The organism is Acidithiobacillus sp. AMEEHan, assembly GCF_030996345.1.
GTDB lineage: Bacteria > Pseudomonadota > Gammaproteobacteria > Acidithiobacillales > Acidithiobacillaceae > Igneacidithiobacillus.
In genome coordinates, this window is the sequence record NZ_CP118747.1 from 2,210,412 (window position 1) to 2,230,827 (window position 20,416).

20 protein-coding genes and 2 pseudogenes are annotated in these 20,416 nt (G+C 58.1%); all 22 read right to left on the minus strand.

Annotation, left to right across the window (positions count from 1 at the left end):
* Window positions 1-414 (minus strand): annotated as a pseudogene (locus ORD17_RS13510) (LpxD N-terminal domain-containing protein); the annotation flags it as partial.
* Window positions 411-944, minus strand: coding sequence for an OmpH family outer membrane protein (locus ORD17_RS11265; RefSeq protein WP_308388597.1), 534 nt, complete (start codon window positions 942-944; stop codon window positions 411-413). The pseudogene ORD17_RS13510 and the gene ORD17_RS11265, both read right to left, overlap by 4 nt.
* Entirely contained in the window at window positions 944-3,286 is a 2,343-nt protein-coding gene (gene bamA / locus ORD17_RS11270; RefSeq protein ID WP_308390095.1) for an outer membrane protein assembly factor BamA, read from the minus strand. Before bamA ends, ORD17_RS11265 begins: the two co-directional genes overlap by 1 nt.
* A gap of 5 nt (window positions 3,287-3,291) precedes the next feature.
* A complete protein-coding gene (gene rseP, locus ORD17_RS11275) occupies window positions 3,292-4,650 on the minus strand; it encodes an RIP metalloprotease RseP (RefSeq protein ID WP_308388598.1) in 1,359 nt (452 codons plus the stop codon).
* A 13-nt stretch (window positions 4,651-4,663) separates the two neighbouring features.
* Window positions 4,664-5,826, minus strand: a pseudogene (gene ispC / locus ORD17_RS11280) (1-deoxy-D-xylulose-5-phosphate reductoisomerase).
* Window positions 5,823-6,623 carry a phosphatidate cytidylyltransferase gene (locus tag ORD17_RS11285; protein WP_308388599.1) on the minus strand — a complete coding sequence of 267 codons (801 nt, stop codon included), beginning with the start codon at window positions 6,621-6,623 and terminating at the stop codon, window positions 5,823-5,825. Before ORD17_RS11285 ends, ispC begins: the two are co-directional and overlap by 4 nt.
* Window positions 6,608-7,372, minus strand: a complete 765-nt coding sequence (gene uppS, locus ORD17_RS11290) for a polyprenyl diphosphate synthase (RefSeq protein ID WP_308388600.1) — start codon at window positions 7,370-7,372, stop codon at window positions 6,608-6,610. Before uppS ends, ORD17_RS11285 begins: the two co-directional genes overlap by 16 nt.
* Before the next feature lie 3 nt (window positions 7,373-7,375).
* The gene (gene frr / locus ORD17_RS11295) at window positions 7,376-7,936 is read right to left on the minus strand and encodes a ribosome recycling factor (RefSeq protein ID WP_308388601.1); all 561 of its coding nucleotides are present in this window, start codon (window positions 7,934-7,936) and stop codon (window positions 7,376-7,378) included.
* Entirely contained in the window at window positions 7,933-8,661 is a 729-nt protein-coding gene (gene pyrH, locus ORD17_RS11300; RefSeq protein WP_308388602.1) for a UMP kinase, read from the minus strand. The genes frr and pyrH overlap by 4 nt, the downstream gene beginning before the upstream one ends.
* Complete coding sequence (tsf, locus tag ORD17_RS11305; protein ID WP_308388603.1) at window positions 8,661-9,530, minus strand: translation elongation factor Ts; 870 nt, start codon at window positions 9,528-9,530, stop codon at window positions 8,661-8,663. The genes pyrH and tsf overlap by 1 nt, the downstream gene beginning before the upstream one ends.
* A 31-nt stretch (window positions 9,531-9,561) precedes the next feature.
* Window positions 9,562-10,317 carry a 30S ribosomal protein S2 gene (gene rpsB, locus ORD17_RS11310; protein WP_308388604.1) on the minus strand — a complete coding sequence of 252 codons (756 nt, stop codon included), beginning with the start codon at window positions 10,315-10,317 and terminating at the stop codon, window positions 9,562-9,564.
* Between the two features lie 195 nt (window positions 10,318-10,512).
* Window positions 10,513-11,127: a DedA family protein gene (locus tag ORD17_RS11315; RefSeq protein WP_308388605.1), complete on the minus strand. Its 615-nt coding sequence runs from the start codon at window positions 11,125-11,127 to the stop codon at window positions 10,513-10,515.
* 15 nt (window positions 11,128-11,142) lie between these two features.
* The gene (locus ORD17_RS11320) at window positions 11,143-12,651 is read right to left on the minus strand and encodes a Ppx/GppA phosphatase family protein (protein WP_308388606.1); all 1,509 of its coding nucleotides are present in this window, start codon (window positions 12,649-12,651) and stop codon (window positions 11,143-11,145) included.
* Between the two features lie 5 nt (window positions 12,652-12,656).
* Window positions 12,657-13,370 (minus strand): phosphate signaling complex protein PhoU, encoded by a 714-nt coding sequence (phoU, locus tag ORD17_RS11325; protein ID WP_308388607.1) that lies wholly within the window; start codon window positions 13,368-13,370, stop codon window positions 12,657-12,659.
* A gap of 11 nt (window positions 13,371-13,381) precedes the next feature.
* Window positions 13,382-14,143: a phosphate ABC transporter ATP-binding protein PstB gene (gene pstB / locus ORD17_RS11330; protein WP_308388608.1), complete on the minus strand. Its 762-nt coding sequence runs from the start codon at window positions 14,141-14,143 to the stop codon at window positions 13,382-13,384.
* A gap of 45 nt (window positions 14,144-14,188) precedes the next feature.
* Complete coding sequence (phoR, locus tag ORD17_RS11335) at window positions 14,189-15,541, minus strand: phosphate regulon sensor histidine kinase PhoR (RefSeq protein WP_308388609.1); 1,353 nt, start codon at window positions 15,539-15,541, stop codon at window positions 14,189-14,191.
* Window positions 15,538-16,281 carry a phosphate regulon transcriptional regulator PhoB gene (gene phoB / locus ORD17_RS11340; protein WP_308388610.1) on the minus strand — a complete coding sequence of 248 codons (744 nt, stop codon included), beginning with the start codon at window positions 16,279-16,281 and terminating at the stop codon, window positions 15,538-15,540. Before phoB ends, phoR begins: the two co-directional genes overlap by 4 nt.
* Window positions 16,282-16,303: 22 nt before the next feature.
* Entirely contained in the window at window positions 16,304-17,368 is a 1,065-nt protein-coding gene (gene mnmA / locus ORD17_RS11345; protein ID WP_308388611.1) for a tRNA 2-thiouridine(34) synthase MnmA, read from the minus strand.
* A 9-nt stretch (window positions 17,369-17,377) separates the two neighbouring features.
* The gene (gene iscX, locus ORD17_RS11350; protein WP_308388612.1) at window positions 17,378-17,572 is read right to left on the minus strand and encodes a Fe-S cluster assembly protein IscX; all 195 of its coding nucleotides are present in this window, start codon (window positions 17,570-17,572) and stop codon (window positions 17,378-17,380) included.
* Entirely contained in the window at window positions 17,572-17,910 is a 339-nt protein-coding gene (gene fdx / locus ORD17_RS11355; protein ID WP_308388613.1) for an ISC system 2Fe-2S type ferredoxin, read from the minus strand. The genes iscX and fdx overlap by 1 nt, the downstream gene beginning before the upstream one ends.
* Complete coding sequence (gene hscA, locus ORD17_RS11360) at window positions 17,907-19,778, minus strand: Fe-S protein assembly chaperone HscA (protein WP_308388614.1); 1,872 nt, start codon at window positions 19,776-19,778, stop codon at window positions 17,907-17,909. The genes fdx and hscA overlap by 4 nt, the downstream gene beginning before the upstream one ends.
* A 25-nt stretch (window positions 19,779-19,803) precedes the next feature.
* Window positions 19,804-20,415 (minus strand): Fe-S protein assembly co-chaperone HscB, encoded by a 612-nt coding sequence (gene hscB / locus ORD17_RS11365; protein ID WP_308388615.1) that lies wholly within the window; start codon window positions 20,413-20,415, stop codon window positions 19,804-19,806.
* Window position 20,416: the final 1 nt, after the last annotated feature.

The following is a 20,416-nucleotide window of genomic DNA, read 5'->3' on the forward strand; positions in this document are numbered from 1 at the left end:
CCCAGGGCCAATTTTTGCCCCAGAGCCGATCTGTACAAAATCCTCGATGCGGGCACTTGGGTCCACATCGGCATCCGCGGCGACCCGAGCGTCCGGCGAGCGCCATGGCGAAACCGCTCGTTCGGGGTAAAGAAGTTGCATCGCCTGCGCAAAACTTGCGTAGGGGTTTTCACTCCAGATGGCTGCGCCATCGTATTGTTCTGCGTGCTCTGGAGAAATAATCAATGCGCCGGCGCGAGTCTGTGCCAGTAGTGGCAAATATTTACTGTCTTGCAAAAAACTTAGTTCATCTCCCTGAGCGGATGATAAGGGCGCTATAGCGCGAAACCTGAGCTCTGCATTTCCACGATAAGGCAAGCCAAGGGCCGCGGCCAGCTCTTGCAGGGTGTAGACTACCGGTGCCGGAGCACTCATTTTTGTCCTCCGGATTTTGGTTTTTCCATGGCGGCGACCACTTGTTGCGTCAGATCGATTGCGCCGCTGACGTAGAGCACAGATTTGTCATTCAAAATGAGCGTGTAATGACCTTTTTTCCCGATCTCCGAAACTACGCGAACCAGTCGTGCCTGAATATTTTCGAGGATTTGATTGCGTTGCAGATTTACCTGGTCCTGGGCTGACTGGCGGAGTTTCTGCAACTCAAGGACCATCCCCTGCAATTGCGCCTCGCGTTTCTGCCGCTCCGCATTATTGAGCTTTGGAAAATCTTCCTCCAGACTCTTCTGCGCAGCAACAATCTGTTGTTGTTTTTGCTCGATGGCCTTTTCCTTCTCGGCAATCAGAGAATTGAGAACCTTGGCCCCGACCTGCGCCTCCGGCAACTCACGCAATGCCTTGTCGAGATCGACGAAACCGATTTTTGGCGCGTCCGCCAGCGCCCAGGGCGCGGCAAGCATACCGCAGCCCAAGACGATACAGACGCTTAGCCCCCACTGACGGAACATCAGAAGGCGTTACCCACAGTAAACTGCAAAGGCTGGGTGAGATCGCCCGGCTTCTTGTCCAAAGGAATCGCTACGGACAGACGCAACGGACCGAGCGGACTGATCCAGAGTAGGCCGATGCCCGCTGTGGTGCGCATCTCGCCAAAATTTGGGAAGTAGTTGTTGGAATAGGCGTAGTTCGTGGTACTACCATCCACCGAATTGACGCCATACACCCAACCACTCGCGACGAAGGCGTTCAGGCGAAAATTCTTGTTGTCCTCCAGGCCCGGCAACGGAAAATATAGGTTGGCATCGAGGAGAAGCTCGCGAGTACCGCCCACCGGATAGCCATCGATCTGCGGACCCACGGCATAGGTCTGATACCCTGGAAGCGTCAGCGGACCGCCGAGATAAAAGTTGTTGAAGAAGGGCACGGGCTTGCCCGAAAAGCTGTTGATGAAGCCGTAGCGCATCCCTAAGCCGCCACTCAGCCAGGAAGTGAACGGGTGATAATAATTGGCCCTCACTTCAGCCTTGTACCAGCGCAGATTCCCTGGCGGTACCGCCGCCTTCAGGTCAAGGCTGGTGTACAAACCTTTGGTGGGAAAAATCGGCGAATTGGTGGTATTGTACACCAATTCATTGCCCAGGGTAACAGAATTCGTCGTATTTCCATAATTGTCGATATAGTTCTGATACAAAGGGATCGGATTGCTGGTATCCAGCGTAATGTTGGTATGCGTAAAGCCCAAAGACATATAGTCGTACACGTACTCCAACACCGGTATTCCCAGGGTGACGGCGCCGCCCAGATCCACTTCTTGGTAAGGAGCGACTGCCAAGGTGGAAAGGTTGGTATCGTTACGGAAGATGTTAAAGCCTAAACTGATGCCATCCGGTGTGAAATATGGATTGGTATACGACAGATTGAACGCACTGCCGAGACCGCCAACGTTAGCCGAAAAGGACAGAGCATTACCGGTACCCATGAAGTTTTTCTGGGTGATAGAACCGTTGAAGAGAAATCCCTGGGCGTTGGAATAGCCCACACCCACACTGAACGAACCCGTTGGCCGTTCGTCCACGGCAACATCCAGATCCAGCTGATCCGGATGCCCCGGTACCGGCACCGTCTTGGTGGTGACGGTCTGATAAAAACCGGTTTGCTCCAAGCGTAATTTCGAGCGATCGATCAGGCTGCGATTGTAAAGCGAGCCTTCCATCTGCCGGAACTGTCGCCGCACCACATAATCCATGCTGCGATTGTTGTTACTGATGTCGATGCGCCGGATATAGACCCGATGCCCGGGATCTACCTGGAAATTCAGCGCCACCTCATGGGTTTTGGGGTCGACCGTGGGCACCGGTGTGGTATTGGCAAAGGCGTAACCATAATTGCCCAGTTCATCCGCAATCGCTTTGTTGGTGTCCAAAATCTTTGCCTTGGAAAAGCGCTCGCCAGGATGAATTTCTATGAGCTTTTCCAGCTTGTTCCGCGGCAGGATGAGATCACCCGTCAACTCCACCTTGCTGATATGGTAAACATCGCCTTCGTGAACATTGACCGTAAGATAGACGAAGCGACGATTTGGGGTGATCTGCACCTGCGTTGACTCGATGGCAAAATTGAGATAGCCATGATCGAGATAGAAATTGTTCAGTTTTTCCAAGCTCTTGGAAAACTTTTCTTGGGAGTATCGATCGTTCTTGCTGAAAAAGGAAAACGCATCTGGCGCGCCGATGGAGAAGAGGCCGCGCAGACGATTTTCGCTGAAGGCATGGTTACCAATGATATTGACCTGCTTGATCGTCGCCTGCTGCCCCTGCTCGACATCAATCTGGATCGCCACGCGGTTGCGTGGCAGGGTTTCTACGTGCGGCGTGATTTTCGCGTCATAGTACCCCATCCCCTCATACTGTTGCTGCAGTCCTTGTACCACCTGATCCAGCGTTGCCTGATTGAAGATATGGCGTACTTCCAGCCCGATTCCTTTCAAGGTGGACTGCACCTCGTCTTTGGAAAAGGCCTTGATCCCCTTGGTCTCAATACTGGCGATGATGGGACGCTCCTTTACCACGACGATCAGATCATCGCCGGAACGCGCGATGCTCACATCCCGAAAAAAGCCGGTGGAGTAGAGATCCTGCACCGCCTTTTGCGCCAGCGTGTCATCAACCGATTCGCCGATGTGGATCGGCAGATAGTTATACACCGTCCCTGGCGTAATATGTTGTAATCCTTGAATCTCGATATTGTGCACGGTAAACGGGGTAAAGGCCCAAGCGGGGGCAAGGGCGGAGGCACAGAATACCGCTGCTGACAGGGTCAGAGCCCGGGTGGTTCGGGGTGAAAGGCGCATTTTCTTCACGGTTTCAACATTCTCACTGTGTCGTTGTACAGGGCGAGGAATAGAAGCATCAGGATCAGCACTATACCGATCATCTGCGCTTTTTGCATCCATTCCGGAGGCACGGGGCGACCTCGCAGGAGTTCGACAACGGCAAAGACGATATGCCCACCGTCAAAGATAGGCAGAGGAAACAGGTTGATGACCCCGAGACTGACGCTCAGCAAGGCAAGGAAACTCAGATACGGGGTGAAGCCAGCCGCAAAGGTCTGCCCGGCAACCTCGGCAATTCCGATCGGTCCACTGATGTTGCTCGTCGATACCGTGCCCTGAATCATTCGCCAGATCATTTCCAGCGACAGGCTGGTGACCGTCCAGGTCTGCCTTGCGCCGTAGACCATGGCGGAAAGCGGATTACGACGGTGCTGAACGATGAGTGATTGCGGCAAAGGTGCCAGGGTGATGCCTAGATACCCTTCCATTTTTCCCTGGGCCAGCACCGTCTGTAAGGAGACCTCGCCGCCATGCATTCGTCCCTCTGGGTCCTGCCATTCAATCCGTACTGCTTTGGCGGGTTCCGCCTCGATTCGTTGTGCCACTTCCTGCCAGCTGAACGTCTTGTGCCCAGCCACTGCAGTGATTTTGTCGCCCGCGCGCAGGCCGAGACGAGCGGCCGGGCTGTGGGGCATGACCGACCCTACCACTGGCGGCAAATAGGGTCCTATCCCCAGAACCTCGGTGAGAAATCCGGAACCCACACTCTCCGCCGGAAGTTTTTGTAGAGGCAGATCGATCTGCTGATCACGCCCAGATGAATCCCGCACATTGATTCGCGCTGGCTGCTGGTCGACCGCTGCGCTCAGCAGATGCTGACGAAAATCTTGCCAATCATGGACTTGCGCCCCGTTGACCTGGACAATACGATCACCGATCTGCAGGCTGCTATATCGCGCGACAAAACCATGCGGATCGACACTGCCGATAATCGGCGCAATACCCGGAATGCCCATCATACCAACCACTGCATACAGCAAAATGGCAAGCAAAAAATTGGCTCCTGGCCCCGCCACGGCAATCAGCATTCGCTTTCCTGGAGTGAGGGTATTGAAGGCTCGTCCCCGATCTTGCGGCGGCAGAGTTTCCTCGGGGTTTTCTTCGAGCATCTTCACATAACCGCCGAAAGGAATGGCAGCCAGACGAAATTCCGTAGCGTCCTTGCCGAAGCTACGCTGCCAGATCGCCGGTCCAAAGCCAACGCTAAAGCGCAAGATGCGCACACCGAGGGAGCGGGCAACGAAGAAGTGCCCGGCCTCGTGAAAGGTCACCAGGATACTGATGGCAATAATGAAGGCCAGCAGGGTGGTCAGAATACCCAAGAGCGATTCCGCCTCAGGCCGCACCCGCCAGAGGAATGGCTTGCCGTGCCTGCACCCGTGCCTCCGCATCGATGGCCATTACGGCTTCGAGATCCGTGGGCGTGGCCGGTTGATAGGCTTCCAAGGTCGCTGCGACGACCCGCGCAATCCCGGGGAAGGAAAGCTCGCCATCGAGAAAGGCCTGCACGGCGATCTCATTTGCGGCATTGAGCACCGCTGTCGCGGCTGATCCCCCGGCAATGGCCTGAAAAGCGAGAGCCAAGCAGGGGAAGCGCTGCAGATCAGGTTCCTCGAACTGCAGTGCTGGTCCGCGCGCCAGATCCAGCGAGGAGACACCACTCGCGATACGCTCTGGATAGGCCAAGGCATGGGCAATCGGCGTGCGCATATCCGGGTTTCCCAATTGCGCCAGAACCGAGCCATCCAGGTATTCGACCATGGAATGAATAATGCTTTGCGGATGAATAAGTACGCTGATCCGGTCCACCTGCAGATCAAAGAGCCAGCGTGCCTCGATGACCTCCAGACCCTTGTTCATCATGGTCGCCGAGTCTACCGATATTTTGCGCCCCATCACCCAGTTGGGGTGGGCGCAGGCCTGATCTGGCGTGACGCGTTGCAGATCGGCCAAGGGTGTTTGTCGAAACGGGCCACCGGAGGCGGTGAGAAGGATGCGACGAACCCCACGTTCGTCCCAAAGCACTGGAAAATGGCGTTGTGCTCACTGTCGATGGGAAGTAGCGTAACCTGATGACGGCGGACTTCCGCCATGAACAGTTCCCCCGCCATGACCAAGCATTCTTTGTTGGCGAGGTAGATCTTCTTGTTGGCGCGTACCGCCGCAAGGGTGGGTAGCAAACCGGCGGCACCCACGATTGCCGCCATGACCTCGTCGACGCCGGGATAGGTAACGGCCGCCAGCAGGGCCTCGTCCCCGCCGGTTACTTCGATACCAGGTTGGTCAGCCAGAATGTCCCGTAGCTGACGAGCGGCAGCGGCATCGCGCATAACAGCCAGTTTTGGGCGATATTGACGACAGAGCGCTGCCATTTCCTCGACCCGCCGGTTGGCGGTGAGCACCAATACGCGAAAACGCTCTGGGTGCCGGGCCACCACGTCGAGGGTGCTCTTGCCAATGGAACCGGTTGCGCCGAGGATACAAATTCCGCGAGTCATACTTTCCCCCAGTAAATCAGTAGGCTGACAAATACTGGCAGCCCGGCCGTCATCGCATCGATGCGATCGAGGATGCCTCCATGGCCAGGCAAGAGCTGACCGCTATCCTTTTTTCCGGCAGCGCGCTTGAGCAGGCTTTCAAAAAGGTCTCCCAAGACAGCAAATGCGGCCACCACGAGCCCCACCCCGGTCCCTGACAATAATGCCAGTGGCTGCCACGACCATAGCCATCCCGCTCCCAGTGTGCCCACAAGCGCTCCGCCGAGCAAGCCGCCCCAGAGTCCGGCCCAGGTCTTGCCCGGGCTGAGCCGAGGGACGAGACGCGTTTTACCCAAGCGCTTTCCGGCAAGCATCGCCAGCACATCGGTCATGATGACGATGGCAAGGCCCCAGAGCAACAGAATGGGATGCCGAGCCTGCAAATACACAGCCAGCCAGAACGCCGGCAGAAGCACTGGCAGGGCAGCCCATCGCAACCAGCGGGACGCGAAGACCCCACGCCGCATCACCCTTGCCAGCAAGGCTAGCGCCAAGAGCCAGAAGGCAACTCCCGGCACCGCCACGAGGGCAGGCCAGAGACCGGTCATCGGCCAGAATGACCCGGCCGCGAGCAAGACAATGGCAACGAGCAAGGCCGAAAGCGCGGGTCTGCGTAGGTCGGTAAGGTACGCCCACTCCCGGGCGGCAAGTCCGAGAAAGAGGGTCAGAACGAGGAGGAACAACCAACGGTTTCCGTACAGTAGCAACGGAACAAAGAATGCGAGCAGGGCAAATGCGGTGATCAGTCGCTGGCGCAAGCATCTTCCTGAACTTGATCGCCGGTGCGGCCAAAACGCCGTTGACGTTGGGCAAAAGATTTGAGCGCAAGATCCAGGGCATTGCTGTCAAAGTCCGGCCACAGCGTCTCGGTAAAATAGAATTCGGTGTAAGCCAGCTGCCAGACGAGGAAATTGCTGATACGTTCTTCGCCTCCGGTGCGAATGAGCAAATCTGGCTCGGGACTGTCTGCCAGGCAAAGTTCGGCGGCGATGTCTTCTTCACTGAGGGAGTCGACGCTCCGCCCAGCCCGTAGACATTTGGCTGCTGCGCGTTTACTTGCCCGGGTGATGTCCCAGCGGCCACCGTAATTTACTGCAAGATTCAGGGTCAAACGGCGATTTTCTGCGGTAAGATTCTCCGCGTCCCGAATCAGGGCCTGTAGATCCGCAGCCAGATAACTCTGGTCACCGATGATGCGCAGACGCACGTCATTCTCATGCAGTTTCTTCACCTCCCGCCGCAACATCAAGCGAAACAGGTTCATTAGCAGACGCACTTCGAGTGGCGGACGCCGCCAGTTTTCCGTGCTGAAGGCAAAAAGAGTAAGGTGCGCGATCTGCGCATCAACACAGCGTTGTACCATCTCGCGCACGACTTCGGCGCCACGACGGTGTCCGGCAACGCGCGGAAGGTGTCGACGGTAGGCCCAGCGACCATTGCCATCCATGATGATGGCAATATGCTGTGGCCGTTGCCTGGACAGTTCCTCGGCGTGGCTCGGGAGCAAGACTCAGACCTCCATCAGGTCTGATTCTTTTGCCTCGATCACGCCCTCGACCTCATCGATGAAGCGGTCGGTCAGCTTCTGGAACTCTTCCTCTGCCCGCCGCTCTTCATCTTCAGAAATCAGTTTGTCTTTGAGAAGATTCTTGATCTGGGCAATGGCATCCCGGCGGATGTTGCGAATGGCGACGCGCGCGCCCTCGCCCTCTGCCCGCACGATCTTGGCCATTTCCTTGCGCCGCTCCTCGGAAAGCGGCGGCAGCGGCACCCGCACATTGTCCGAACCCGCCACCGGGTTGAGTCCCAGGCCGGCATCACGAATCGCCTTATCGATCTTGGGAATCAAATTCTTTTCCCAGGGCGTCACCACTAGGGAACGAGCGTCTGCAACGCTTACCGAAGACACCTGCGACAAGGGCGTCGGACTGCCGTAGTAATCCACCTCAACAGCATCGAGAAGCGCTGCGTTGGCGCGCCCAGTGCGCAGCCGCGAGAGCTCCGTCTTGAGCGACTCGACGCTCTTTTTCATCCGCGTTTCCGCGTCCTTTTTCGTTTCTGCAATACTCATGATACCGCACTCCGTACCGTGGTGCCCTCTTCCTCGCCCTGCAAAACGCGCAACAAGGCACCGGCCTTGTTCATGGAAAAGACCACTATGGGCATATCATTATCGCGACACAAGGTAATTGCCGTTGCGTCCATCACCTGTAAGCCCTGCTCCAGAACCTGATCAAAGCTCAGTTCGCGATAACGCATGGCATCGGGGTTACTGACCGGATCATCGGTGTAGATGCCATCCACCTTGGTGCCCTTGAGTACCAGCTCCGCATTGATTTCCACCGCACGCAGACTGGCAGCGGTGTCGGTAGTGAAGAAGGGATTGCCGGTGCCAGCAGCAAAAATGACCACCCTACCTTTTTCTAGATGGCGGATGGCGCGTCGGCGGATATAGGGCTCCGCTACCTGTTCGATATGCAGGGCCGATTGCACCCGCGTTGGCAGACCCAGATGCTCGAGAGCGTCCTGCACGGCCAGGCCATTCATGACCGTGGCAAGCATACCCATGTAATCCGCCGTAGCCCGATCCATGCCTTCGGCGGCCTTTGCCATGCCGCGGAAGATATTACCACCGCCAATGACCACTGCCACTTGCACGCCGGCGTCAGCCACCTCTTTGATTTCGGCAGCCATCCGCTGCACTACCGCACGATCGACGCCATACTGGCCGTCGCCCATTAGAGCCTCGCCACTCAGCTTGAGTAGGATCCTTTGGTATCGCAGCGGGGCCTCCATCAGCTACCCCGGACCTGGGCCATGACCTCGCTGGCAAAGTCAGCCGTGGGCGCCTTCTCAATGCCTTCGCCGACCTCGAAGCGGACGAATTCGAGCACCTTGGCATTGCCGGCCTCCTTGAGCAGATCGCCAACCGTCTGATCGGGATTCTTGACAAAGGGTTGACCCGTCAAAGCAATCTCGTTGAGGAATTTGCTCATCCGCCCGGCAATCATCTTCTCGATGATCTCCCGCGGCTTACCTGAGTCCGCCGCCTGGGCAATGAGAATTTCCTTTTCCTTCGCAACCCGCTCGGCCGATACGTCCTCTGGCTTGACCACCTCGGGACGTGACGCTGCCACATGCATGGCGAGATCACGTCCGAGCTCCGCCGAGGCATCTCCTTCGATGGCGATCAGCACGCCGATCCGGCTACCGTGCAGGTAGTGCGCCACGCGGCCGGCGTCAACCTGCAAATGCTGCAAGCGACGCAATGCGATGTTTTCACCGAGCTTACTCACCAGACTCTTGCGGCTTTCCTCGATCTCGCCGGCAGCCAGATCTTCCAAGGTCGCCGCTTGGGTCATTGCGACGTCGGCGCAGCGCTGGGCGAAGGCGATAAAGTCATCATTTTTGGCGACGAAATCCGTCTCACAGTTCAGTTCGACAATAACCGCCTTGCGTTGATCGGCGCTACTCGCCACGGTAACCACGCCCTCCGCCGCAACCCGACCTGCCTTCTTGTCGGCCTTGGCCAAACCGCGCTTGCGCAGCAGATCGATGGCGGCATCCATATTTCCATCGGCTTCGCTCAGTACGGTCTTACATTCCATCATGCCCGCACCGGTGCGCTCCCGCAGTTCCTTGACTTGCTGTGCCGTAATGGCCATCTCCTACCCCTCAATTCTGCAAAGAAAAAGATCAGTCGGCATCAATTTCGATGATGTCTTCATCGACTTCGACAAATTCGTCGAGCAAATCGCTCTCGATCCCCTGGCGTCCGGCCAGGATGGCATCTGCGGCCAGACTGGCATACAGACGGATGGCACGACCGGCATCATCGTTGCCGGGGATGGGATAGTCGATCAGGTCGGGATTACAGTTGCTGTCCACTACGCCGATCACCGGAACTCCCAGCTTCTTGGCTTCGGCAACGGCAATGTTCTCGTGGCCGACATCGATGACAAAGATTGCGTCCGGCACTCCCGTCATCTCCTTGATACCACCTAGGCTGCGCTCCAGCTTTTCCAGTTCACGCTGCAGGTCGAGGGCCTCTTTTTTGGTGAGCTTTTCGATGGTGCCATCACTGCGCATCTGCTCAAGCTCTTCCATTCGCCGCAAGGACTGGCGAATGGTCTTGAAGTTGGTCAAGGTACCCCCCAGCCAGCGCTGGTTGACGTAAAAGGCGCCACAACGCTTCGCCTCTTCGGCGATCACGTCACGAGCCTGGCGCTTGGTACCCACGAAGAGAACCCGTCCATGCTTGCGCGACAACTGCTCGAGAAAGCTCAGAGCGGTGCGCAGCATCGGCAGGGTATGCTCGAGATTGATGATGTGGATGCGGTTGCGCTCACCAAAGATGTAGGGCGCCATTTTAGGGTGCCAATAACGGGACTGATGCCCAAAATGAACTCCTGCTTCGAGCAGGGCACGCATGCTTACGGTAGGACTGGTCATGAAAGACTCCTGAAATTTGGGTTGATAACCGCCACCAACCCCCTGTCTGCCATCCCGCAGGACACCCGGCAGCAGGTGCGGATCGGTGTGTGGATTGGCCCTCTACGGACCTGCGGCGCGTTATAACAAAAAAGCCGCCGTGCGGCAATCTTCTCTGGCTCCTCCACATTGGTACTCGCCCTGCTGCCCGCAGCTTCATTTGTCCGAGCGTCCTCTTTTCTGGCGCCAGACAAAGTAGACAACAATGATCGCGAGCAGAACCAGAAACCCGATCTGAACATAGCGTAACTCACGCAGGATGAGTGGCAACGAGGCGGCCAGGAGATAGCCGGCGGCGCTGATGAGAATTGCCCAAAGCGCCGCCGCGATTGGATTCATCCACAGGTAACGGCGCGGATGGTACCGATGTACGCCGAGAAGAATGGGAGTGATGGTTCGAGTACCGTAGATGAAACGAAACAACAGAGTGATCCCGTCACCAAAGCGACGAATCAGGCCCTCGGCGCGGACGATATGGCGACGCAAAAGTCTCGGCAGCCAGGAAATGAGACGCTCTCCGTAGCGATAGCCCAGCAGGTACAGAATCTGATCGTTCAGGGTGCTGCCAGCCCAGGCGGCAAGCACCACTCCCGGCCAGGACAGAATACCGGCGTGGGCCAGAGCGCCGGCGATCACTACCACGGCTTCGCCTTCGAATAAGGTTCCCAAAAACAGAATTCCGTAGCCATAGCGACGCAGAAATTCGCTCACATCCGCCAGGGTTACGGGAGCATAGCCAAGATGGGCAAAAAGCCAGTTGAGGAGTTCCAAGTAGGATAGAGAAAATCAAAAAAGAAGTTGGAATTCAGGAGCCAAAAGATCTCGTTCGTTTTCGAGCTCGGCGCGCAACAGCGGCGCCTGCCGTTGCCAGTCTTCCGCAAATTGCAGCTGCAGGGTCTTTCCCATGACCATCACTTCCGGCTGCTTTGCGAGTTCACTCGCACCGCGCTGGAGCAGAATGGCAAGGCGCAGAATGATCGCGAGCCTTTGCAGCGCTGGAAGATCTTCTGTCGCGATACCAAAACTCTGCAGTTGGACGCCACTGGGTAGCTTTTTGCGCTGCAGGCGGACCAGAGTGGCAATCAGGTTTTGCTCGCGCTGGGAAAATCCAGCGATGTCACCGTTGCGCCAGATATATTCCCCATGTTTGTGAAAGCCCGAATGGGCGATATCCAGGCCAATGTCGTGGGTCAAGATCGCCCAGCGCAACCATCCCTGGTGAAGGTGGCTGAGTTCCCAGTCCCTGCTCGTGGCGGCAAGGATACGCTCGGCCCATTCCAGTACCTCGGCATTCCGTTCGCGCTGACTATGAAAGCGCTCCTGCAGCCCGTGCACGCTGAGCTCCCGGCTATCCTCGTGATGGATCCGGCCGAGCAGATCGTAGATCGCGCCTTCTCGTAGAGCACCCTCGGAAAAGCGCATTTCCTGCAACTGAAAAGAGTCGAAAATTGCCGACAGAATGGCGAGGCCGCCCGGAAAAACTGGCACCCGATCGCCCTTCAAGCCTGCCAGTCGGGAAAGGGCGCGAAAACTTCCCAGGGAGAGCAGCTCCTCTTGCAGCCAACGCAAGCCCACTGCCGAGATTCGTGGACCACGGCCGTTCTCCTGCAGAATGCGGGCGATTGCCTTGATCGTACCGGAAGAACCAACCGCCTGATCCCAGCCAAAGCGGCGATACTCTCCGAGCACCGGCTCAAGGGCCAGACGTACGCGCCGCTGCAGAGCGGCGTAGGCATCGCGGCTGATTTTCTCGTCCGGGAAATATTCCTGCGTCGAACGCACGCAACCAAAATGCAGGCTTTCTCGGATACCGGGGCTGAAGCCTCGCCCCGCAACAATTTCCGTGCTGCCGCCGCCAATATCGACAACCAGACGCCGCTCCTCCGGGGCTAGCGCCAGGCTGTGCGCCACCCCTAGATAAATGAGGCGCGCCTCTTCCCGCCCGGCAACGATCTCCGCAGGGACGCCCAGGGCCGTTTCGATTCTGGCAAGAAAGTCCTTGGCGTCGCGCAACATCCGTAGAGTATTGGTCCCAATGACGCGAATGCGGTCCCGGGGCACGGAACGTAGCCGCTGGCCAAAGCGTTGCAGACAGTCGATGGCACGATCCGCGACCTCGGGCCGCAGTCCGCCGTCTGGACGCAAACCCTCGGCCAGACGCACGCCCTCTCGCAGCCGATCAAGTAGGCGAAGGTCTCCACCCACCTCTTCGGCGATGACCATATGAAAGGAATTGGACCCCAGGTCGACGGCGGCGAGAAGATTTTGCTGCGGCAGACTGTCGTCACTGGACATAAGATTCAATCCTGGAGCTGCTGGCGAACTTCCTCCAAGGGAATATGACGGACGTTGACACCTTTGACAAGGTAGATCACGTATTCACAAAGATTGCGGGCGTGGTCACCCACCCGTTCCAGGGCCTTTGCCACGAACAGTGCATCAATGGCGGGGGTAATGGTGCGCGGATCTTCCATCATGTAAGTGATTAGGCGGCGCAACGCGGCACGATATTCCTGATTGAGCTCCTCGTCACCCTTGGCGATCTCCAAGGCGGCATCTGCATCCCCATTGGCCAAGGCGTCCATGGCGCGACGAAGCATCTCCAGGGCGTGATCACCCATGATTTTGATGTCGCGCAGAAACCGACTATTGATGTTGTTGCTGCTGCGTTGCATTGACAGCGCCATGCTAGCGATTTTTACCGCTTTGTCGCCTACGCGCTCAAGGTCCGCAATGGACTTGATCAGGGTCATCACCAGACGTAGGTCACCAGCCGCTGGCTGACGCCGGACCAGGATGTTGATGCACTCTTCTTCGATACGCAGCTCATACTCGTTGACGACACTGTCTCGACCGATGACCTCGTCGGCCAGTGTCTCGTTCTGTTGAAGCAGTGCAGTAAGAGCATTACGCACCTGCTCCTCCACGACGCCAGCCATGCGGTGCACAAGCTCATGTACTGCGTGAAGCTCGTCATCGAAGCGTTGGGAAACATGGGGATCGGCATTCATCATGATGACACTCCTTAACCATAACGACCGGTAATATAGTCTTCCGTCTGCTTCTTCTGTGGATTGGTAAACAATTGCTGGGTCGGCCCAAACTCCACCATCTCGCCGAGATACATGAAAGCGGTAAAGTCAGAGACACGGGCCGCCTGTTGCATATTGTGAGTGACGATGAGCAGGGTAAAATGCTCGCGCAGTTCGGCCACTAGCTCCTCGATCTTGAGCGTCGCAATGGGATCCAGGGCCGAAGTGGGTTCGTCGAGCAGGATGACCTCCGGACGGACTGCCACGGCGCGGGCGATACACAGGCGTTGCTGCTGGCCACCCGAGAGGCTCAAGCCGCTTTTCTTGAGATTGTCTTTTACTTCATCCCATAGGGCGGCCTGGCGTAGGGCCTGTTCTACCCGCTCGTCAAGTTCTACTTTGCGAAGCTTCTCGTAGAGCTTGATGCCAAAGGAGATGTTGTCGTAAATCGACATCGGGAAAGGCGTCGGCTTCTGAAAAACCATACCCACGCGGGCGCGCAGCAGGTTGATATTGTAGTTTGGCGCCAGAATGTCCTCGCCATCGAGCAAGACCTGACCCGTCGCCCGTTGCCCCGGATAAAGCGAGTACATGCGGTTGAAGACCCGCAGCAGGGTGGACTTGCCACAGCCTGACGGGCCGATGAAGGCAGTTACCCGATTGCTGGGCAGCTCCAGGTTGATTCCCTTCAAAGACTTGTTATCGCCGTAGTAAAAATCCAGATTGCGTACGGAAATTTTCGCATTTTCTGTCACAAGGAGACTCCCGAAGCCATACTTGGCACGCAGTATACCTGAGCTTTATGACACTTTAATGACATCTTCTGTCGCTTCCTCTTGCCAGGAGTTCCCATACCGGGCCAGGTCAACCGGAAAAAAAACGGCAAATTCAGAACCTTTGCCCACTTCGCTGCGCACTTGCAGGCTGCCGGCGTAGCGTTCGGCTGTGTGACGAACGATCGACAGCCCCAAGCCCGTGCCTCCTACCCGGCGGGAGCGACCTTTGTCGACCCGGTAAAAACGTTCCGTGACCCGCTGCAGGTGTTCGCGCGGAATGCCATCGCCAGTGTCGCGTACGCGAAGCGCTAGACGCCCCTCCTCCATAGACCACCGCACATAGATATCCCGTCCGCGCGGACTGTACTTGACGGCATTCTCGAGAAGATTCTGCACAACGCTGTGAATATCGAGGGGCTCGGCAAAAACCGCCAGGCCAAAATCCAGTTCCAGGTGCACGGAGAGGCTTTTTTCGACAATCGACGTCATCAGACTTTCACGTGTACGCTCCACCATCTGCGCCACAAAAACCGTTTCGCAGCGCTGAGGATCGGGGGTGGCGCTTTCGACTCGCGCCAGAGAGAGTAAGTCCTCCACCAAAGATTGCATCCTCTTGCCCTGCTCCTCCATCAGACGCAGCTGCGGACCCGCTTCTTCGTCCTGCCCCAGAGGTCCATCGAGAAGGTTTTCGAGGAAACCCTGAATCACCGTCAACGGGCTACGCAACTCATGAGATACATTCGCGACGAAATCCTGGCGCACCTGTTCCAGCTGACGCAGGCGGGAGATGTCGCGAAACAGCACTAAGGTTCCCGCATCTCCCAGGGGATAGCGCAACGCCTCGAAAATCGCATCTGGCCGATGCGGAAACTGCACGGCAAGATTCCCAGGGCCGGCCCCCTTGAGAAATTCCTGCATATGGGGCAGGCGTAGCCAGAAAGATAGTGGCTTGCCCAGATCGTCCGGCCAATGCAGATGAAACAGCTCGACCGCTGCAGGATTCATCCACAACAGGCGTCCGTCTTCATCCATCAGGAGCAGCGCGTCGGGCAAGGTTTGCAAGGCGTCGCGCAGTTGCATGATCTGGCGATTGAGCTGCTGTTGGCGGATTTCCTGATGTCGTCGCCAATGATAACCCTCTGCAAAGGTTTCTTCCCAGATGCCACTGCTTACCGGCGGAATCCGCGTCGTCTTCTCACGAAACCAGACGCGAAAACGCAATGCCTCCTGCCGGTGCCAGCCCACCCAGAGCGCGTAAAAGATCACGGCCGCCCAGAAAAAGGAGATCAGGGAGCTGCTAGGAGCGCCAAGGAGGTTCCACGCCAAGAGTATCGCCAGTGGTAGCAGGGCTGGAACCCAGGCGCGCAGATGGTTCATGGCGTCTCGCTAGCGAGTTCCGGGCTTTGTGGCTGAGGGTTGCAACGATAACCTTCCCCGCGTACCGTTTCGATAATGTGGGCGTAGTGGACCTTCTCAAGACAGCGGCGCAGACGACGGATGTGCACGTCCACGGTACGTTCCTCGATATAACTCTGTCTTCCCCAGATGATATCGAGCAGGGCATCACGGCTATACACCCGGTCGGGATTGGTGACAAAGAGCCGCAGCAAACGAAACTCCGTGGGCCCCATGGGTACCAAATAGCCGTTCAGGGTAACGCGGTGTGCCTTAACGTCGATACTGAGCTCACCGATCTGTACCCGATTGGGGCTCAGACCACCGTAGCTGCGGCGCAACAGGGCCTGCACTCGCGCGACCAGCTCCCGCGGCGAGAAAGGTTTGGCAAGATAGTCGTCGGCGCCAGACTCCAGGCCATGCACACGATCGCCCTCTTCGCCGCGGGCAGTGAGCAAAATGATGGGGACACCTTGCAGCTTATCCCGCCGCCGGAGGTTGCGACACCAGGCGATGCCACTTTCCCCGGGAAGCATCCAGTCGAGGATGATCACATGGGGAGGCGCGTCATGCAGCAGCGGTTCTGCGGCCTCGACGCTCGCGGCGCAGGACACGGCAAAGCCATGCTTCTGCAAAGTCAGACGGAGAAGCTGCTGGATGCCTTCTTCATCTTCGACGACGAGAACCCGAAAGATTTGCTGCTCGTTGCTTTCCTCAGCCATGCCTACGCTCCCGTGGAAGCGATCATTCTGCCGCAGAGCCGGCAGGAATGCCAAACTCGGAAATGATGCCCCCACCCAACAGGCACTCCTTCTGGTAACAGACCGCCGCCTGTCCGGGAGTGATAGCGCGCTGTGCCGTGTCGAGATGCAAGCTGGCTTCTCCGCCCTGCCCCAAGCGCAGGGTCGCAGAGACGGGTGGCGCTGCGTACCGCAGTTTGACGGTGACGCGCTCTTCCCGGCCAGGGGAGAGCTCACCAAGCCAATTGCAATCATGGATACGCAACTGATCTTGATACAAGTATTCTGCCGGCCCTACACGTACCTGATCCCGCTTGGCATCTACCGCGAGGACGTACAAAGGCATCGCACTACCGCCACCGATTCCGCGCCGTTGACCAACGGTAAAGTTGATGACACCGTCGTGGGTGCCTACGGTTTCGCCGTAAAGATTGACGATATTCCCCGGGCGTCCGGACACCCCCTGTTCACGCAGGAAACTGCGATAGTCTCCGGCAATGAAACAGACATCCTGGGACTCCTGCTTGCCCGCCACCGGCAGGCCACGCGCCTTGGCGATAGCGCGCACTTCCTCCTTGCGCAAGGCGCCGAGAGGAAAAAGGAGGCGCGGTAGCAATTCCCGCTCAATCGCATAGAGAAAATAGGATTGATCCTTGCGTTCATCGACGCCGCGCCAGAGTTGTGCCGGCGCGGAGCCGCTTCGACGCACGTAGTGACCGGTTGCCAGAGAGTCTGCGCCGAGCACCTGCGCTTCCTGCCAGAGAGCGGAAAATTTCAGGACCTGATTACAGCGAGTGCAGGGATTGGGCGTACGGCCTTCTTGATAGGCAGCAATGAAAGGATCCACGATTTCCCTGCGAAAGCGCTCGCGATAGTCGAGCACCTGATACGGGATACCGAGCAGCGTACAAAGTTCGGCCGCGTCTTCGATGTCTTTCTCATCACAGCAGCGACTTTTCGGCCACAGGCGCATGGTTACGCCGATCAGATCGTGGCCGGCCTCCTGCAACAAAGCAGCGGCGACGGCGGAATCGACCCCGCCGGATAGGGCGACCACCACCCGTGACACGAGCCGTCCTCAGTCGCGCTCGGCCAGCCAGGCCATCTGGATGGCCTCCAGGATGCGCTCGTTGGATGCCTCCGGATCGTCTTCAAACTCCGGCAGTTCCACGACCCAGCGGTGCAGATCGGTAAAGCGCAGATGCTGCACATCGACATCCGGGTGCTCCTCGTCCAGTGAGATGGCAATTTCTTGCGTATCGGTCCAGCGCATCAGTGACGCTCCTTTTCGAGGTTGATGGTGTATTTGGGAATCTCGATAACCAGATCGGTGTCTGCCACTCTGGCTTGACAACTCAGACGCGAACAGGGCTCCAGCCCCCAGGCACGATCGAGCAGATCCTCTTCCTTTTCCTCGGCCGGCTCCAGACTGTCAAAGCCCTCACGCACAATCACATGGCAGGTGGTGCAGGCACAGGACATTTCGCAGGCATGCTCGATATGCAGATCATTGCGCAGAGCCGCCTCGATGATGCTTTCGCCGGGCTCGGCTTCGATCTCCCGACCTTCCGGGCAGATCTCGGCATGGGGTAAAAATTGGATCTTCGTCATTTCTTGCTCCACTCGTCGATGGAATGGCCCGCCATCGCCTTGCGCACGGCCTGATTCATGCGCCGCTCGACGAGTGTCTCGGCGGCCTTCTCGACCGCCTCGGCGGCGCGCTCGATGCTCGCGGCGGAGTCGCCGCCCAACGCATGCAGCAATTCGGTACGTGCTGCATCGATGTGGGCGCGCTCCTCGGGCTGCAACAGACCGCCGTCTTGGGCCAGGGCCGCGTCAAGCGCCTCGCGAACTCTTTCACCCTCGACCCGGGCTTCGGCCAAGCGTCGTTGCTCCACATCTTCTTTGCCGTGGGCGATGGCCTCCCGCAACATGCGGGTAATCGCCTCATCGTCCAGACCATAGGAAGGTTTGACCTGCACTTCCGCGCGTACGCCGGTACTGGCCTCTTCCGCGCTTACCGCAAGCAAGCCATCCGCGTCCACCTGAAAAGTGACCCGTATCCGCGCCGCACCAGCGACCATCGGCGGGATACCGCGCAGACTGAAACGGGCAAGGGAGCGATTGTCCTCCACTTTGTCCCGTTCGCCCTGCAGGACGTGGATACTCATGGCAGTCTGTCCGTCCTTGAAAGTGGTGAATTCCTGCGCCTTGGCGACCGGGATCGGGGTATTGCGGGGGATGATCTTTTCCACCAGGCCCCCCATGGTCTCCAGCCCCAGGGAAAGGGGCAGCACATCCATGAGGAGCAGATCATCGCGCTGGTTACCGACCAGGGCGTCGGCCTGGATGGCGGCGCCCAGGGCGACGACCTGGTCGGGATCGATATCACAGAGCGGTTCCCGACCGAAAAGTTCAGCGACCATGCGGCGCAACAGGGGCACGCGGGTGGCACCACCCACGAGCACGACCCCATCGATCTCTTCCGGGCGAATATTGGCATCGCGCAGAGCGCGACGGCTGGGTGCAAACGTACGACGAATGACCGGTTCGATCCAGCTTTCCAAAGACTCCCGCCGCAAATGCCACTGGGTGGATTTACCGCTCGGCAGAACCAGATCGACACTGGATTCCTCCAAACTGCTCAGGCGCTCCTTGATCGCACGCGCAGCGAGCAACACCTGTCGCTGCCAGGCAGGACTGCTGTCTCCTTGCTCAGCGAAGTGCGCGAGAATCCGTTCGGCAATGAGACGATCCATGTCGTCACCGCCCAAGGCAGCATCGCCAGCGGTCGCCAATACCTCAAAAACCCCTCTTTGCAAACGCAACAAAGAGAGATCAAAGGTACCGCCGCCCAGGTCATAGATGGCGAAGAGACCCTCTGCGCCCTTGTCGAGACCATAGGCCACTGCTGCTGCGGTGGGCTCCGCCAGCAGGCGCAAGACGTTGATCCCCGCCAGACGGGCCGCATCCTTGGTAGCCTGACGCTGGGCATCGTCAAAATAGGCGGGAACGGTAATCACCGCCCCGGTCAGCGCGCCGCCCAGGCTCTCTTCCGCACGCTGGCGCAAAACCCGCAGAATTTCGGCGGAAACTTCAACGGGGGTCTTCTCCCCCTGCACAGTCTGCAGGCGAACCATGCCTTCGCCAGCAACTACTTGATAAGGCAAGGACCCAGCCAAGGTCTGCAATTCCTCAGAGCCGCGACCCATCAAGCGCTTTATCGAGGCGATCGTATTGTGTGGATCGGCTGCGGCCTCGGCTCTGGCATCCTCGCCAACACGAACCGAGCCGTCGGCACGATATTGCACCACCGAAGGCAATAGATATCGCCCCTGCAGATCGCGCAATACCTCGGGCTGGGCAGAGCGTACCGTAGCGACCAGAGAATGCGTGGTTCCGAGATCGATACCCACCGCCAAACGATGGTCGTGCGGGGCGGTGGACTGCCCTGGTTCGGCTATTTGCAACAACGCCATGTAAGCTCCTCAACGCGAGTGGGCTTCAGGCGAAATCCCACTGCTCTTCGTATTGATCGATTTCTGCGAGAAATTTGCGCAGATACTGCCACTCCTGCAGGAGTGGGGCAATGCGTCCGGCCTCGGGTGTGGTAAAGGCCGCGGCAAGCTCTGCTTCGATTTGCTTCTCTTCGGCCTGGGCTGCGGTACGCAGCCGATCCAAGGCTGCCTGATCCCGGATGGCAGCGGCATCTTCCAAGGCCTCGCGTCGCTCCATCTGGCGCATCAGGAGTTCGGGGTCGCGCAGACTGCCCATCTCCTCCCCCAAAGCGGAGTGCCCAAAATGGCGGGAGAAGAGGTAATCGCCCCGTCGCAGCGGGTCGCCCAGTATCGCCTGCGCCTCGTTGATGCGTGTGGTCCACTCCAGCGATTGCCTTTGCGTACGTCCATCGGCCCGCGCAAAACGATCCGGATGCAAGGCACGCAAACGCTCGAGTGAAGCGGAGCGCAACGCTGCCGAGTCGATGGCGAAGCCTTCCTCCAAGCCCAAGACGGCAAAGAGGGAGAGAGACGGATCGAAAGGCTGCAACGCCCCACATTGCGGGCAAATGGCTGAGCCCGACTCCATCTCTGCCCGGCAGACAGCGCAACGGATCATG